A 14,226-nucleotide genomic window follows, 5' to 3' on the forward strand; every position below is an offset into this window, starting at 1 on the left:
CGCCGCCGTCGCCGTGGTTATTTGACGCCCCCGCGCCGAGGGGGCGACATGGAAGCCGCCTTCGCGGAGTACCTCGACGAGTTCACGCGCCGGGACTGGGAGACGCTCGACCCGGACGCGGTCACCGATCCCGTCCGGATCGCGGTCGTCGGTCTCGGCTGGTTCGCCCGCGAGTGGGCGCTGCCCGGCATCGAGCGCTCGGCGTACACCGAGGCGACCGTCGTCACCGACGTCGACGCCGACGCGGTGGCGGCGGTCGCCACCGGACGCGACCTGACCGGCGTCACGCCCGACGAGCTCCGATCGGGCGCCGTTGCGGACGAATACGACGCCGTGTACGTCGCGACGCCGAATGCGACCCACCTGGAGTACGTCGAGGCCGCCGCGCGGCGGGGGAAGGCGGTCCTCTGTGAGAAGCCCCTTGAAGCGACCCTCGACCGCGCCCGCCGGCTCGTGGCCGCGTGCGACGAGGCCGACGCCCCGCTGATGGTCGGCTACCGGATCGGAGACCGACCCCGCCGTCCGGCGGCTCCGCGACCTCCTCGACGCGGGCGTCGCCGGTGACGTGGTCGGCGTCCACGCGACGATGTCCCAGACGATGCTCGGCGAGCTCGGCAGCGACACGGACCAGTGGCGGCTCGATCCGGCGCTGTCGGGCGGCGGCGCGCTCATGGACCTCGGCGTCTACCCGCTCAACACGACTCGGTTCGTGCTCGGCGAGGACCCGGTCCGCGTCTCCGGGCGGACCCGCTCGGAGCACGAGGCGTTCGCCGACGTCGACGAGCACGCCACGTTCCGGCTGGCGTTCCCGGGCGGCGTCGACGCGCTGTGTTCGGTGAGCCAGAACGCCCAGCACGCGAGCCGGCTGGAGGTCACCGGGACAGAGGCCAGACTAATCCTCGACCCGGCGTTCTACGAGCGCGAGGACCGCGGGTTCGCCGTCGTCCGCGACGGCACCCGCGTCGACGTCGACTTCGACCAGGTCCACCAGATCGAAGAGGAGTTCGCGTACTTCGGCCATCAGCTCTTGGCGGGCGAGCCGTTCCACCCGGACGGCGAGCACGCGCTGACGGACGTGCGCGCGCTCGACGGAATCTACGAGTCGGTCGAGACCGGGCGACCGGTGGCTCTCGATGCCGGCCGCGATGACGACGCGGCCTGAGACGGGACCGCTACTGCTCGATCCCGTACACGTCGCTCGTCCAGTCGCGGGCCGGTGTGTCGTACACCGGTTCGTCGCGGTCGCGCCCGTCGAGGCGTCGCCGGTCGGCCTCGTCCAGCTCCCAGTCCATCTCGGCGTTGGCCCGGACGTGCTCCGGGGTCGACGACCGCGGGAGGGGGACGACGCCGCGGTCGATCGCCCACAGGACGACGACCTGCGCCGGGTGCTTGTCGTACTTCTCGGCCAGCTCGGCGACGACCTCGTCGCCGAACACGTCCGTCCGCGCGAGCGGCGCCGCGGCCTCGATCACGGTGTCGGACTCGCGGCAGTAGTCAACGAGGTCGGGGCGCTGGAGCCACGGGTGGAACTCGATCTCGGTTGACCGCGATCGGGGCGTCCGAAATGTGGTGGGCGCAGCTCAGCTGGTACGCGCTGAAGTTCGAGACGCCGACGTCGCGGACCAGTCCCCGCTCGCGCAGCTCCGTCATCGCCCGGAGCGTCTCGCGCAGCGAGACGGCGGGGTTGGGCCAGTGGACGAGGTACAGGTCGAGGTAGTCGGTGCCGAGCCGGTCGAGCGACGCCTCGCACGATTCGATCACCGACTCGTAGTTGAGATTCTTCGCGAGCACCTTCGAGGTGAGGAACACGTCGTCGCGGTCGACGTCGCTCGCCGCGAGCGCGTCGCCGACGGCTTCCTCGTTGTGGTACCCCTCCGCGGTGTCGATGTGTGCGTAGCCCGCGTCGAGCGCCGTGCGCACGCTGTCGGCCGTCTCGCCGTCGTTGAGGTCGTACGTGCCCAGTCCGAGCGCCGGCAGCTCGGCGCCGCTCGGGAGCGTCTTCGTTGGTACGGTCACACGACGATGTTCGGCGGATCGCCGATTGAAAGTACCGGTCGGGGAACCCACCACCGTCGCGGTTCTCGATGCCCGCGTAGCGGTATGTAAACCGCAGGCGCCGTTTCCCGACCGCTTATAAATGACAAGGGGGTGGCGCGTGCCTGCGAGCGGCCGCCCTTGGTGGCCGCGAGTAGCGAGGGACCGGAGGTCCCTCTGACAGCCGGCGCTCCGCGCCGGCGACAGCACGCGCGAGGGAGTCGGTGGTCCGGAGCGAAGCGGAGGACCACCGACGAGGCTGGGGAGGCGTGAGGTGCGGTCGCGGTGCTGTGCGGGGCGGGACTCAAAGGGGCAGCCGCGAGGACGAAGTACGGCGACGTAAGCACCGCAGGAACGAGCGAAGCGAGTGACGAGGAGCGCAACAAGCCGCGCGAGTCCTCGCGGCTGGGGCTTTGGAGGTGTAGCCCGCCGTTCTGCCGCCAGTTTATAAACTACTGATCACGTACAAATCCCTCTGGGAGATTTTTCCTCACTTCGTTCGCAAAATGTACCGGCCGAGACTCCCGCGAGCGAAGCGAGCGGGAGTCAGGCCGGTGGATCTTCGAGCGCAGCGAGAAGATCAGACCGGCCGAGATTTGAACTCGGGTTGCAACCATGGCAAGGTTGCGTGATACCACTACACTACCGGTGCGTGCTTCGCATCCGATCGTAGCCCGGGTCGGAGATATAAGGGTTCCGAACGACGGTCGGCGGAAGGGTCATCGGTGGCGCGTCCGCATCTGTGAACGATGACCGACGGCCCCGAACGCACCGACAGACGAACCGTCCTCCGCGCGACGGCCGGCCTCGCCGGGGGAACCGCCCTCCCCGCACTTTCCGGCTGTCTCGGCGGCGATGGGAATGACGGGACCGACGATCCCAGTGAGGACTCTCCGCCCGACGACGGCGCCGACGTAGACTACGAGATCGAAACCGTCGCGGAGGGGTTCGAGAACCCGTGGGGTCTCGCGTTCCTGCCCGACGACGGCCGCCTGCTGGTCACCGAGCGACCGGGACGGCTCTCGCTCGTCGACCCCGCGGACGGGACCGTCGAGGGGGTCGCGGGCGCGCCCGAGGTGTTCGCTGAGGGCCAGGGCGGCCTGCTCGACGTCGCGGTCCACCCCGACTACCACGACGACCCGCGCGTCTACCTCACCTACGCGGCGGCGAACGACGCCGGCGAGGCGGCGACGCACGTCGGAAGCGGGCGACTCGCGCTCGACGGCGGGGATGCGCCGGCGCTCGACGAATTCGAGCCGATCCGCGTCGCGGAGCCGTTCCGCGACTCCGCGAACCACTTCGGGTCGCGGGCGGCGTTCGGTCCCGAGGGCGCGCTGTTCGTCACCGTCGGCGACCGCCGGGACACCGACTTCGGGCCGGACCACGTCTCGCAGGACCGCTCAAACGAACTGGGCGCGACGCTCCGGCTGACGGCCGACGGCGACGCCCACCCGGAGAACCCGTTCGTCGACAACCCGGACGCGGCAGACGCGCTCTACAGCTACGGCCACCGCAACCCGCAGGCGATAGCCGTGCGCCCCGAGACGGGCGCGGTCTGGCAGTGCGAGCACGGCGAGGAGGACGGTGACGAGATCAACGCCACCGAGCGCGGCGGCAACTACGGCTGGCCGATCGCGAGCGAGGCGTGCCGCTACGGGACCGACGACCCCGTCGCGCCGGGCCACGACGAGCGCGACGACGTGATCGCGCCGGTCCACTACTGGCCCTGCGGCTCCGGCGGCTTCCCGCCGAGCGGCGCGGTCTTCTACGACGGCGAGGCGTTCCCCGAGTGGCGGGGGGACCTCCTCGCGGGCACGCTCGCGGCGCAGTACCTCGGTCGGTTCACCGTCGACGGCGCGGGCCGAGACGCGACTGTGACCGAGCGCGACCCGCTGCTCGACGACCGCGGCTGGCGGATGCGCGCGGTCGCGGTCGAGCCGACCACCGGCCATCTCTACGTCGCGGTCGACGACGGCGACGCGCCGGTCGCCCGGATCGTTCCGGCGTGAGATCGGCGCCGACCCGCGTCGCTCGCTCAAACGAATTTACGTAGTGACTCCTACAAAAACATCGTTCAGATTATACTTATGCCCGAGCGACGCGAACGATCGGTCGCATGAGACCGAACGGACTGCGGCCGCGAGACGACGCATCGAATCCCCCGCTCGGGCCGCCGCCGACGGTCCGCGGGACAGTGCTGCTGGTGCTGATAATCGCCGGTCTCCCGGTCGCCGCCTCGTATCCGATTCCGAGCGCCAGCCTGGTCACGGGAATCCTCGCCGTGCGGTTCGGCGTCCGGCCGCTCGCCCGGCGGATCAGGGAGCGGACGATCGACTCAGGGCTCGGGCCGGTGTGCGTGCCCGGGACGGAGGTCTGTCTCGGCGCGTGACCCGGGGGATCCCACGCGAGGATCTTTACGTGCGGCGGTCCGACGGACCGTCGCCATGACCGACGAGGACCCGGACGGTCGGCTCTCCCCCGACGAGGCGTTCGCCGCGCTCGGCAACGAGGTCCGGGTGCGGATCCTGCGCGCCCTCGCCGACGCCGCAGAGCCCCTCGCCTTCTCCGATCTGTACGACCAGCTTCCGATCGACGACACGGCGCGGTTCAACTACCACCTCGGCGAGCTCCGCGGCCACTTCGTCCGGAAGACGGCCGACGGCTACGCGCTTGACCACCCGGGCCGGCGCGTCGTGGAGGCGATCCGCTCCGGCGCGGTTACCGAGGATCCGGAACTCGAAGGGACGCCCGTCGACGACCGTTGTCCGACCTGCGAGCGTCCGCTGGAGATCCAGTGGCTCGACGGCAGCGTCGAGGTGTTCTGTTCGGCGTGCGAGCGCAGGTGGGACCGCTCGTGGGGGCGCGTCGGCGGCCCGGAGGAGGCCGACCCGGGCTACCTCGGCCGGCTCCCCTTCCCCCGGCCGGGCTCCGCGGTCGGACGCCGGGCGAGGTACTCCGCGCGGCCCACGCGTGGACGAACCTCGAACTGCTCGCCGTCGGCGCCGGGATCTGTCCGCGCTGCTCGGCGGCGGTCGAGACGGAACTGGACGCCTGCGCCGACCACGAGGACGACGGCGTCTGCTCGAACTGCCGGTCCCGCTTCGCGGTGCTGTTGAAGGCGTCGTGTCCCAACTGTCCCTACGAGGTGGGGGGCGCCGCCGCGCTCGGCCTGCTGTCCGCCCCGGAGCTGCTGGCGTTCATGCTCGACCACGGGTTCGACCCGTTCTCGCCGCAGTCGGTCCTCCGGCTCGACCGGTTCCTCAATGAGTACGACGAGGAGGTCCGCTCGACCGACCCCCTCCGAGCGACGCTGACCTTCTCCGTCGACGGCGACGAACTCGCGATACGTGTCGACGGGAGCGGCGACGTCGTCGGCGGACCGATGTAGCTGCGCGGCCCGCCGCGTCGGTCCGATCCACCGCGTCGGTTCGACCCGGTGCGTGTGATCGACTCCCTCGATATTCGGCGCCGAATCCCCCGCCAGACCCCGTGTGAACGCGGCACAGCCCAAAATCGGGACCGCTATCCTTTTACGGTGCCGTCCGAAATCGAGGTGTACAGTCTCGCCACGATGCGTACCGAAGACGGACTCACGATCTGTGTTCCGTCTTCGCTCGTCCGGGAAGCCGAGGACGACCGCGAGGCGACTCGCAAACTCGGCTACGTCGCCCGTGCGGCGGCGGTGTTCCGGGCGGATCGGCTGGTGGTCTTCCCCGACGGGGAAGGCGACGGTCGACGGGGCGGGGAGTATGTCCGAACCGTGCTGGGGTACGCCGCGACGCCGCCGGAGCTCCGAAAGGACCTCTGGGGGCAGCGCGACGAACTCCGGTACGTCGGCGTGCTTCCCCGCTCCGCGTGCCGTGGCGGACCGGCTCGACCCCTAGCGGGGAAGAGTCGAAAACACAGGGACTCGTGACCGAGGTCGGACCTGAAGGCCGCGTCCGGGTCAATTCCCCGCTGCGGGAACACCCGATCTCCCTGCTCGTTCCCTCCGGAATGGAGGTCGAGCAGGGGGAGCGCGTCACCATCAGGGTCTCTTCGAGAGAACCGGTCCGCGCCCGCATCGCCGGGAAGCCCGAGGAGGGTTTCCAGGTCGTGGCCGCGGACCTGTCGGAAGCGCTCGCCGGCGACGGACTGTCCGTCGCGACGTCGCGACACGGAGAAGCACTCTCCGTCTCGCGGCTCGGCGACCTCGTCTCGGACGCCCGCGAGGCCGGCGGTTACACCGTCGCCTTCGGCGCGCCCGAGCGGGGGCTTCCGGAGATGCTCGGGCTTTCGCCCGACCGCATTCGGGCGGCCGTCGCCGACGGCCGCTCGGTCGAACCCGATCCGGGGTTCGACCTCTGGCTGAACACGATCCCGGCACAGGCGAGCGAGGTCGTCCGGACGGAGGAGGCTCTGTTCGCGACCCTCGGCTCGCTCACACTCACGGAGTAAACACATGCCACAACCAAGCCGACCACGAAAAGGCTCGCTGGGCTACGGCCCGCGCACCCGCGCTGACAGCGAGGTGCCGCGCATCCGTTCGTGGCCAGAAGACGATGGGGCCCCTGCGCTGCAGGGATTCGCCGGCTACAAAGCCGGGATGACCCACGTCATGATGGTCAACGACGAGGCGAACTCGCCGCGTGAAGGGATGGAAGAGGCCGTCCCCGTCACCGTCGTCGAGACGCCGCAGATGTACGCCGTCGCCCTGCGTGCCTACGAAGAGACGCCGTACGGACAGAAGCCGGTCGCGGAGGTCTGGAGCGGCGAGTTCCACGAGGAGCTCGACCGCGCGCTCGACCTGCCGGCGGAAGACACCTTCGAGGAGGACGCCGACGAGCTTCGCGCGCTGCTCGACGACGACGTCGTCGACGACGTGCGCGTCATCACGCACACGGCCCCCTCGGACCTCTCGAACGTCCCCAAGAAGAAGCCCGACGTCATGGAAACGCGCGTCGGCGGCGGCTCCCTCGAGGAGCGCGCCGACTTCGCGCTGGACCTCGTCGCGGACGGCGGCGCCCACGAGTTCGGCGACGTCTTCCGCGCGGGCCAGTACACCGACGTCTCCGGTATCACGAAGGGGAAAGGGACCCAGGGTCCCGTCAAGCGCTGGGGCGTTCAAAAGCGGAAGGGCAAACACGCCCGCCAGGGATGGCGGCGCCGGATCGGTAACCTCGGTCCGTGGAACCCCTCCCGCGTGCGCTCCACCGTGCCCCAGCAGGGGCAGACCGGCTACCACCAGCGCACCGAGCTCAACAAGCGCCTCATCGACTTCGGCGAGGGCGACGACGCCTCCGTCGACGGCGGCTTCGTCAACTACGGCGAGGTCGACGGCGAGTACGCGCTCATCAAGGGCTCGCTGCCCGGACCGGACCAGCGCCTGCTGCGACTCCGCCCGGCCATCCGGCCGAACGACCAGCCGCGCCTCGACCCCGAGGTCCGGTACGTTTCCACCGAATCCAACCAGGGATAACCAATGAACGCAACAGTACACGACCTGGACGGCGACGAGGCGGGCAGCGTCGAGCTGCCGGCCGTCTTCGACACCGCGTTCCGACCGGACCTCATCGGTCGCGCGGTCGGCGCCGCTCAGGCCAACCGAAAGCAGGCCTACGGGGCAGACGAGTTCGCCGGGCTGCGGACGCCCGCCGAGTCGTTCGGCTCCGGCCGCGGGCTCGCGCACGTGCCGCGTTCCGAGAACGTCGCCCGTCGCGTCCCGCACGCCGTGTCGGGCCGCGCCGCGCACCCGCCGAAGGCCGAGAAGGACCAGACGAAGAAACTGAACGACAAGGAGCGACAGCTCGCCATCCGGTCGGCCATCGCGGCCACGACCGATGCCGAGCTGGTCGCCGAGCGCGGTCACGCGTTCGACGAGGACCTTGACCTCCCGCTCGTCGTGAGCGACGAGTTCGAGGACCTCGAGAAGACGCAGGAGGCCCTGGGCGTGCTCGAAGCCGTCGGCGTCGACGCCGACATCGAGCGCTCCGAGGAGGGCCGCTCCGTCCGCGCCGGACAGGGGAAGGCCCGCGGCCGCAAGTACCGCCAGCCGAAGTCCGTCCTCGTCGTCACCAGCGAGGAGCCGTCCCGCGCCGCCCGCAACCTCGCGGGCGTCGATGTCGCGACCGCGGGCGAGGTCAACGCGGAAGACCTCGCGCCGGGCGCGCACCCGGGTCGACTCACGCTGTGGACCGAAAGCGCCGTCTCGGAGGTGGCCGACCGATGAACTCGCTCATCGAGCATCCGATCGTCACCGAGCAGGCGATGAACGAGATGGACTTCAACAACAAGCTGCTGTTCCTCGTCGACGTCGACGCGACCAAACCGGAGATCAAGTCCGAGGTCGCCGAGCGCTACGACGTGGGCGTCGTCGGCGTGAACACGCAGGTGACACCGCAGGGCGAGAAGAAGGCGATCGTCACCCTGTCCGAAGACGACGACGCGACCGAAATCGCCTCGCGCATCGGGGTGTTCTGAGATGGGACGACGAATTCAAGGACAACGGCGCGGACGCGGCGGCCCGACGTTCCGGGCCCCCTCCCACCGTTACAAGGCGGAACTGTCGCACAAGAAGCTCGAAGACGTGGACACGATCACCGGCGAGATCGTCGGGATCGAACACGACCCCGCCCGCTCGGCCCCGCTCGCGGAGGTCGAGTTTGAGGACGACGACCGTCGGCTCGTGCTCGCGCCGGAAGGCGTGCGCGTGGGTGAGACGATTCAGGTCGGCGTCTCGGCGGAGATCAAGCCCGGGAACACGCTCCCGCTGGCGGAGATCCCCGAGGGCGTCCCGGTCTGTAACGTCGAGAGCAACCGCGGGGACGGCGGGAAGTTCGCGCGCGCCTCCGGCGTGTCGGCGACACTTCTCACCCACGACCGCGACGTCGCGGTCGTTCAGCTCCCCAGCGGCGAAGTGAAGCGCCTCGACCCGCAGTGCCGCGCCACGATCGGCGTGGTCGCGGGCGGCGGCCGGACGGAGAAACCCTTCGTCAAAGCCGGCAACAAACACCACAAGATGAAAGCGCGCGGGACCAAATACCCGCGCGTGCGCGGCGTCGCGATGAACGCCGTCGACCACCCCTTCGGCGGCGGTGGTCGCCAACATCCCGGCCAACCGAAGTCCGTCTCGCGGGACGCCCCGCCGGGACGCAAGGTCGGTGACATCGCATCCAAGCGCACCGGACGAGGTAGCAACAAATGAGTTCAGATTACCGAACCGGCCGCGAGGGCAAGGAGTTCGCCTACCGCGGTCACTCGCTCGACGAGCTGCAGGAGATGGACGTAGACGAGGTCGCGGAACTGCTCCCCGCACGCCAGCGGCGAAGCATCGTTCGCGGACTCGGCACCGAACAGCAGAAGCTGCTGGAGACGGTCCGGAGCCGCGACAAGGAGACGACGGCGGACGACCCGATCCGGACGCACCTGCGCGACATGCCGGTCCTGCCGGAGTTCGTCGGCGTCACCTTCTCCGTGTACAACGGACACAGCTTCGAGCGCGTTCAGGTCGAGCCCGAGATGATCGGGCACTACCTCGGTGAGTTCCACCTCACGCGAAGCACCGTCGAACACGGTCAGGCCGGCATCGGCGCGACCCGGTCCTCGAAGTTCGTGCCCCTCAAGTAACCCATGGGAATCAACTACAGCGTCGAGGCCGACCCGGAGACCACCGCCAAGGGGATGCTCCGCGACCGGCCCATCAGCGTGAAGGACAGCAAGGAAATCTCCCGAGAGATCAAAGGCGAGACGGTCGCCGACGCGGAGGAGTTCCTCCAGGAGGTCATCGACGAGGAGACTTCGGTGCCGATGCGCCAGCACAACGCCGGCGCGGGCCACCGCTCCGACATCGACGGCTGGGACGCGGGACGGTACCCCGAGAAGGCCGCCAAGGACTTCCTCAAGCTCTTGGAGAACGTCAAGAACAACGCCGACGAACAGGGGTTCGACGGCGAGGAGATGATTATCAAACACGTCGCCCCCCACAAGGTCGGCGAGCGACCCGGCCGGAACCCCCGCGCCGCGGGCGCGACGGAGTGGAACACCACTCTCGCGGACGTCGAACTGATCATCGAGGAGCCGGAGGCTGACAACTAATGGCTGACGAACACCAATTCATCGAGGACGGCCTTCGCCGTTCCCAGATCAACGAGTTCTTCGCGGACGAGCTCGGCCGCGCCGGCTACGGCGGGATGGACGTCGCCCAGACGCCGATGGGCACGCAGATCGTCCTGAAGGCCGAAAAGCCCGGCATGGTGATCGGGAAGGGCGGGAAGAACATCCGCAAGATCACCACCGAGCTGGAGGACCGCTTCGACATGGACGACCCGCAGATCGACGTTCAGGAGGTCGACGAGCCTGACCTGAACGCCCAGATCGTCGCGGACCGTCTCGCGAACGCCCTCGAGCGTGGCTGGTACTTCCGGAAGGCCGGTCACACGACGATCGACCGGATCATGGACGCGGGCGCGCTGGGCGCCGAGATCGTCCTGTCCGGGAAGGTCACCGGCGCGCGCTCGCGCGTCGAGAAGTTCAACCGCGGCTACATCAAGCACAACGGCGAACCCGCGGAGGAGGTCGTCGACCACGGCCAGGGCGTCGCCGTCATGAAGCTCGGGACGATCGGCGTCAACGTGAAGATCATCCCGCCGGGGGCGACGCTGCCGGACGACTTCGAGGTCCGCGAGGACGCCGACGTGCCGGAGGTCGAGCAGGCGGCGGCCGCGGGCGACGACGAGGGCGTCGAGGCCCTCCTCGAAGAGGAGCCGGAGGAGGTCCCCGATGTGGGCGACGACGAGGACGTCGACGTCCCCGACGAGGACCCGTCCGAGGTCATCGACGAGGAGGTCGTCGAGGAAGTCGTCGAGGAGACGCAGGAGACGGCGGCCGAGGCGACCGACGTCGCCGCGGAGGAGCCGGTCGGCGACGACGTCGAGACCGACGAGCTGGACGAGCTCGACGAAGAGATCGAGTCCGAGGCGGCCGACCTCGTCGCGGAGATGGAGGCGGCCGACGAGGAAGACGAGGAGGACGAATAAATGGCGATTCTCTACACCGCCGAGATCCGCGACATGACCGCGGCGGAGCGGCAGGTCGAACTCGAGGAGCTCGAGACCGAGCTGCTCAACTCGAAGGCGCAGCGGGCGGCCGGCGGCATGCCGGAGAGCCCGGGCCGCGTCAACGAACTGAAGAAGACGATCGCGCGGATCAAGACGATCCAGGCGGAAGAAGGCGACTTCGACGAGGACGAACAGTAAGATCGATCTCCCCCGACAACCTCGCCAAGCACGAACTCGTCGGCCTCCCGGTTCGGGTGGTCGACGCCGACAGCGACGCCCACGTTGGCGTCGCCGGTCGCGTGCTCGACGAGACGTTCGGCACCCTCGTGGTCCGAACGGGGTCGGGGGACAAGCGCGTGCCCAAGTCGGGCGCGACGTTCGAGTTCGGCGTCGTCGAGACGCCGACCGCTCGCACAGATGAAGCCGCCGGCGACGGACAGTCGCCGGGGTCCGCGTCCCAACTCGGGTCGGATACTACGGGGGTCCGCCCCCGTCAGTCTGGCCCGTCCGGATCCGTAAGCGCCGTCGACGGTGACGGCGCGGGTCCGGCGAGCCGACGAGGCGAGTGCAAAGACGCGGTCTACGCGACGGTGGATGGCGATCGGTTGCGATATCGACCCGCCGAACGCACCGAACGAGGTGCCACACAATGGCGATAGGAATCGACGTACCCACGCCTCCGGAGCCAGACAACCCGGAGGATTACGACTACGAGAAGTGCCCGTTCTACGGGCAGCTCTCCGTCCGCGGCCAGACCCGCGAGGGAACGGTCGTGTCGACGGATATGGAAAAGACCGTCATCGTCGAGCGAGAGTACGACGTGTTCGTACCGAAATACGACCGGTACATGAAGCGTCGCTCGCGCATCCCGGCCCACGTGCCGGGCGTGCTCGACTCGCTCGAAGTCGGTGACGAAGTGACAATCGCGGAGACGCGACCGCTCTCGAAGACGAAGTCCCACGTCGTCGTCGAGATCCTGGGTGATCAGTGATGGAGGCGCTCAAGGCCGACGTCACGCAGGGGCTCTCGAAGGGCTCGCTGATCACGTGCGCCGACAACACCGGCGCCCGTGAGCTGAAGGTCATCTCCGTGTCGGGCTACTCCGGCACGAAGAACCGCCACCCGAAGGCGGGGATCGGCGACAAGGTGACCGTCTCGGTCACCAAAGGGACCCCGGAGATGCGGCGGCAGGTGCTGGAGGCGGTCGTCGTCCGCCAGCGCAAGCCGATCCGCCGTCCGGACGGCACGCGCGTGAAGTTCGAGGACAACGCGGCCGTCATCATCGACGACCTCGAGGAGCCGCGGGGCACGGAGATCAAAGGCCCCGTCGCCCGCGAGGTCGCCGAACGGTTCGGGAGCATCGCCTCGACCGCGACGATGATCGTCTAACTATGACGAAACAGCCACGCAAACAACGAAAACGGTCGGAGACCGCGCCGCTCCACGAGCGGCAGAATCAGGTCCGGGCCACCCTCACCGAGGATCTCCGCGAGGAGTACGGGCAGCGGAACGTCCGCGTCAACGCCGGCGACACCGTCGAGGTGCTTCGCGGCGACGCGGCCGGAACGGAGGCGGAGGTCGTCTCCGTCGACCTGTCCGCCGAGCGGATCACGGTCGAGGACGTCACCGTCGAGAAGGCGGACGGGGAGGAGGTTCCCCGTCCCATCCCGGCGAGCAACGTCCGGGTGACCGAACTGGACCTCGAAGACGAGCGCCGCGAGGCGCGGCTCCAGGAGGATAACGAATGACGCGACACCAGAAGCGACTGTCAGTACCGAACTCCTGGCCGGTCGAGCGCAAGACGGACACGTTCACCGTGAAGGCGGGCGCGGGCCCGCACGGTGAGGCGGGCGTTCCGCTCGTCGTCCTGCTGCGGGACGTGCTCGGTTACGTCGACTCGACGAAGGAGGCGCGCTACGCGCTGAACCACGACTCGATCCTCGTCAACGGGGACGCCATCTCGGACGAGCAGCGTCCGATCGGGATGTTCGACATCCTGGCGTTCCCCGAGCGCGGGGAGTACTTCCGCGTCTTTCCCGACGAGGGCGGTCGGCTCGCGCTGACTTCCGTCGACGAGGAGGCCGCGGGCAGCCGGCTCGGGAAGATCACGAACAAGACCGTCGTCCCCGGCGGAGCCGTCCAGCTGACGCTCCACGATGGGACGAACGTCCGCGTCGACGACGACGCGGACTACGAGACGAACGACTCGATCGTCGTCGACAACGAGACGAAGGAGATCGTCGCCCACTTCGAGTACGAGGAGGGCGCCCTGGTCACCGCCGTCGCCGGCCAGCACGCCGGCCACATCGGCGATATCGACGACATCGACGTGACGCTCGGCTCCGGAGACAACACCGTGACCGTCGCCAGCGAGGACGGCGGCTACGAGACGGTCGAGGAGTACGTCGTCGTCATCGACGAGAACTTCACCGGCGACGACGCCGACGAGGCGGGTGATTCGGATGAGTGAAGCCGAGAGCGCCGACCACGAGATGCGCGAGCCGTATCTCGAGAAGGTCGTCGTCCACATGGGCGTCGGGCAGGGCGGTGAACCCCTCGCCGACGCCGAAGAGATCATCGAGGAGATCACGGGCCAGCAGTCGGTCCGGACCACCTCGAAGCGCACCATCGCCGAGTTCGGGATCCGCAAGGGCGACCCGATCGGCGTCAAGGTGACGCTGCGGGGCGAGGACGCGCACGCGTTTCTCGCTACCGCGCTGGAACTGGTCGAGGTCGGCCGGAGCCAGTTCGACGACACGGGCAACCTCAGCTTCGGGGTCGAGGACCACACCGACTTCCCGAGCCAGGAGTACGATCCCAACACCGGGATCTACGGTCTCGACGTGACGACTACCATCGTCCGTCCCGGCTACCGCGTCTCGAAACGCGACAAGGCGACGGGGACCATCCCCGCTCGCCACCGGATGACAGCCGAGGACGCGGCCGCGTTCCTCGAAACGAACTTCGACGTCGAGGTATCCGAATGAGCGAAGCGAACAACGACACGGGCGAGCACGCCGCGAAGCGCACCGACTCCCGGCACACGTGCCGGCGGTGCGACCGCGAGCAGGGACTCGTCGGCAAGTACGACATCAACCTCTGCCGGCAGTGCTTCCGCGAGGTCGCCCGAGACATGGGATTCGAGAAGTACAGCTGA

The 14,226-nt window shown here is 69.0% G+C and carries 18 protein-coding genes, 1 tRNA gene and 4 pseudogenes; 21 read left to right on the forward strand and 2 right to left on the reverse strand.

The window, feature by feature from the left end; translation table 11 throughout:
- The first annotated feature begins 48 nt into the window (after positions 1 to 48).
- Positions 49 to 1,162: pseudogene (gene gfo6 / locus ACODNG_RS10360) on the forward strand (D-xylose 1-dehydrogenase Gfo6).
- 10 nt (positions 1,163 to 1,172) lie between these two features.
- Here gfo6 and ACODNG_RS10365 read toward each other — a convergent pair.
- Positions 1,173 to 2,016: pseudogene (locus ACODNG_RS10365) on the reverse strand (aldo/keto reductase).
- 600 nt (positions 2,017 to 2,616) lie between these two features.
- Positions 2,617 to 2,686 (reverse strand) — tRNA-Gly (locus ACODNG_RS10370).
- Positions 2,687 to 2,783: 97 nt separating this feature from the next.
- On the opposite strand from ACODNG_RS10370, the gene ACODNG_RS10375 reads away from it, so the two are divergent.
- The 20 genes and pseudogenes from ACODNG_RS10375 (at position 2,784) to ACODNG_RS10470 (ending at position 14,226) form a co-directional block, all read left to right on the forward strand.
- Positions 2,784 to 4,043 carry a PQQ-dependent sugar dehydrogenase gene (locus tag ACODNG_RS10375; protein WP_434521252.1) on the forward strand — a complete coding sequence of 420 codons (1,260 nt, stop codon included), beginning with the start codon at positions 2,784 to 2,786 and terminating at the stop codon, positions 4,041 to 4,043.
- A 107-nt stretch (positions 4,044 to 4,150) separates the two neighbouring features.
- On the forward strand, positions 4,151 to 4,423 hold the full coding sequence (locus ACODNG_RS10380) for a hypothetical protein (protein WP_434521253.1): 273 nt from the start codon (positions 4,151 to 4,153) through the stop codon (positions 4,421 to 4,423).
- 55 nt (positions 4,424 to 4,478) lie between these two features.
- A pseudogene (locus tag ACODNG_RS10385) lies at positions 4,479 to 4,727 on the forward strand (ArsR/SmtB family transcription factor); the annotation flags it as partial.
- Between the two features lie 161 nt (positions 4,728 to 4,888).
- A complete protein-coding gene (locus tag ACODNG_RS10390) occupies positions 4,889 to 5,422 on the forward strand; it encodes a DUF7351 domain-containing protein (protein ID WP_434521254.1) in 534 nt (177 codons plus the stop codon).
- A 183-nt stretch (positions 5,423 to 5,605) separates the two neighbouring features.
- Positions 5,606 to 6,471, forward strand: a pseudogene (locus tag ACODNG_RS10395) (putative RNA uridine N3 methyltransferase).
- Between the two features lie 4 nt (positions 6,472 to 6,475).
- The gene (locus ACODNG_RS10400) at positions 6,476 to 7,492 is read left to right on the forward strand and encodes a 50S ribosomal protein L3 (protein WP_209545532.1); all 1,017 of its coding nucleotides are present in this window, start codon (positions 6,476 to 6,478) and stop codon (positions 7,490 to 7,492) included.
- A gap of 3 nt (positions 7,493 to 7,495) precedes the next feature.
- On the forward strand, positions 7,496 to 8,242 hold the full coding sequence (gene rpl4p / locus ACODNG_RS10405; protein ID WP_434521255.1) for a 50S ribosomal protein L4: 747 nt from the start codon (positions 7,496 to 7,498) through the stop codon (positions 8,240 to 8,242).
- Positions 8,239 to 8,493: a 50S ribosomal protein L23 gene (locus ACODNG_RS10410; RefSeq protein WP_209545534.1), complete on the forward strand. Its 255-nt coding sequence runs from the start codon at positions 8,239 to 8,241 to the stop codon at positions 8,491 to 8,493. The genes rpl4p and ACODNG_RS10410 overlap by 4 nt, the downstream gene beginning before the upstream one ends.
- Position 8,494: 1 nt before the next feature.
- Positions 8,495 to 9,217 carry a 50S ribosomal protein L2 gene (locus ACODNG_RS10415; RefSeq protein ID WP_209545535.1) on the forward strand — a complete coding sequence of 241 codons (723 nt, stop codon included), beginning with the start codon at positions 8,495 to 8,497 and terminating at the stop codon, positions 9,215 to 9,217.
- Positions 9,214 to 9,639 (forward strand): 30S ribosomal protein S19, encoded by a 426-nt coding sequence (locus ACODNG_RS10420; protein WP_008007906.1) that lies wholly within the window; start codon positions 9,214 to 9,216, stop codon positions 9,637 to 9,639. Before ACODNG_RS10415 ends, ACODNG_RS10420 begins: the two co-directional genes overlap by 4 nt.
- 3 nt (positions 9,640 to 9,642) lie before the next feature.
- Entirely contained in the window at positions 9,643 to 10,107 is a 465-nt protein-coding gene (locus tag ACODNG_RS10425) for a 50S ribosomal protein L22 (protein WP_159358531.1), read from the forward strand.
- Positions 10,107 to 11,048 (forward strand): 30S ribosomal protein S3, encoded by a 942-nt coding sequence (locus ACODNG_RS10430; protein ID WP_434521256.1) that lies wholly within the window; start codon positions 10,107 to 10,109, stop codon positions 11,046 to 11,048. Before ACODNG_RS10425 ends, ACODNG_RS10430 begins: the two co-directional genes overlap by 1 nt.
- Positions 11,049 to 11,267, forward strand: a complete 219-nt coding sequence (gene rpmC, locus ACODNG_RS10435; protein ID WP_209545541.1) for a 50S ribosomal protein L29 — start codon at positions 11,049 to 11,051, stop codon at positions 11,265 to 11,267.
- Positions 11,268 to 11,272: 5 nt separating this feature from the next.
- A complete protein-coding gene (locus ACODNG_RS10440; protein ID WP_434523089.1) occupies positions 11,273 to 11,728 on the forward strand; it encodes a ribonuclease P protein component 1 in 456 nt (151 codons plus the stop codon).
- Entirely contained in the window at positions 11,719 to 12,060 is a 342-nt protein-coding gene (locus ACODNG_RS10445; RefSeq protein WP_137687253.1) for a 30S ribosomal protein S17, read from the forward strand. The genes ACODNG_RS10440 and ACODNG_RS10445 overlap by 10 nt, the downstream gene beginning before the upstream one ends.
- Complete coding sequence (locus tag ACODNG_RS10450; RefSeq protein WP_004597429.1) at positions 12,060 to 12,458, forward strand: 50S ribosomal protein L14; 399 nt, start codon at positions 12,060 to 12,062, stop codon at positions 12,456 to 12,458. Before ACODNG_RS10445 ends, ACODNG_RS10450 begins: the two co-directional genes overlap by 1 nt.
- Positions 12,459 to 12,460: 2 nt before the next feature.
- Complete coding sequence (gene rplX, locus ACODNG_RS10455) at positions 12,461 to 12,817, forward strand: 50S ribosomal protein L24 (protein WP_004597427.1); 357 nt, start codon at positions 12,461 to 12,463, stop codon at positions 12,815 to 12,817.
- The gene (locus ACODNG_RS10460; RefSeq protein WP_434521257.1) at positions 12,814 to 13,539 is read left to right on the forward strand and encodes a 30S ribosomal protein S4e; all 726 of its coding nucleotides are present in this window, start codon (positions 12,814 to 12,816) and stop codon (positions 13,537 to 13,539) included. The genes rplX and ACODNG_RS10460 overlap by 4 nt, the downstream gene beginning before the upstream one ends.
- On the forward strand, positions 13,532 to 14,056 hold the full coding sequence (locus ACODNG_RS10465) for a 50S ribosomal protein L5 (protein ID WP_434521258.1): 525 nt from the start codon (positions 13,532 to 13,534) through the stop codon (positions 14,054 to 14,056). The genes ACODNG_RS10460 and ACODNG_RS10465 overlap by 8 nt, the downstream gene beginning before the upstream one ends.
- Positions 14,053 to 14,226 carry a 30S ribosomal protein S14 gene (locus tag ACODNG_RS10470; protein WP_004597423.1) on the forward strand — a complete coding sequence of 58 codons (174 nt, stop codon included), beginning with the start codon at positions 14,053 to 14,055 and terminating at the stop codon, positions 14,224 to 14,226. Before ACODNG_RS10465 ends, ACODNG_RS10470 begins: the two co-directional genes overlap by 4 nt.

The sequence above is a fragment of the Halorubrum sp. AS12 genome (assembly GCF_051122765.1).
GTDB lineage: Archaea > Halobacteriota > Halobacteria > Halobacteriales > Haloferacaceae > Halorubrum > Halorubrum trapanicum.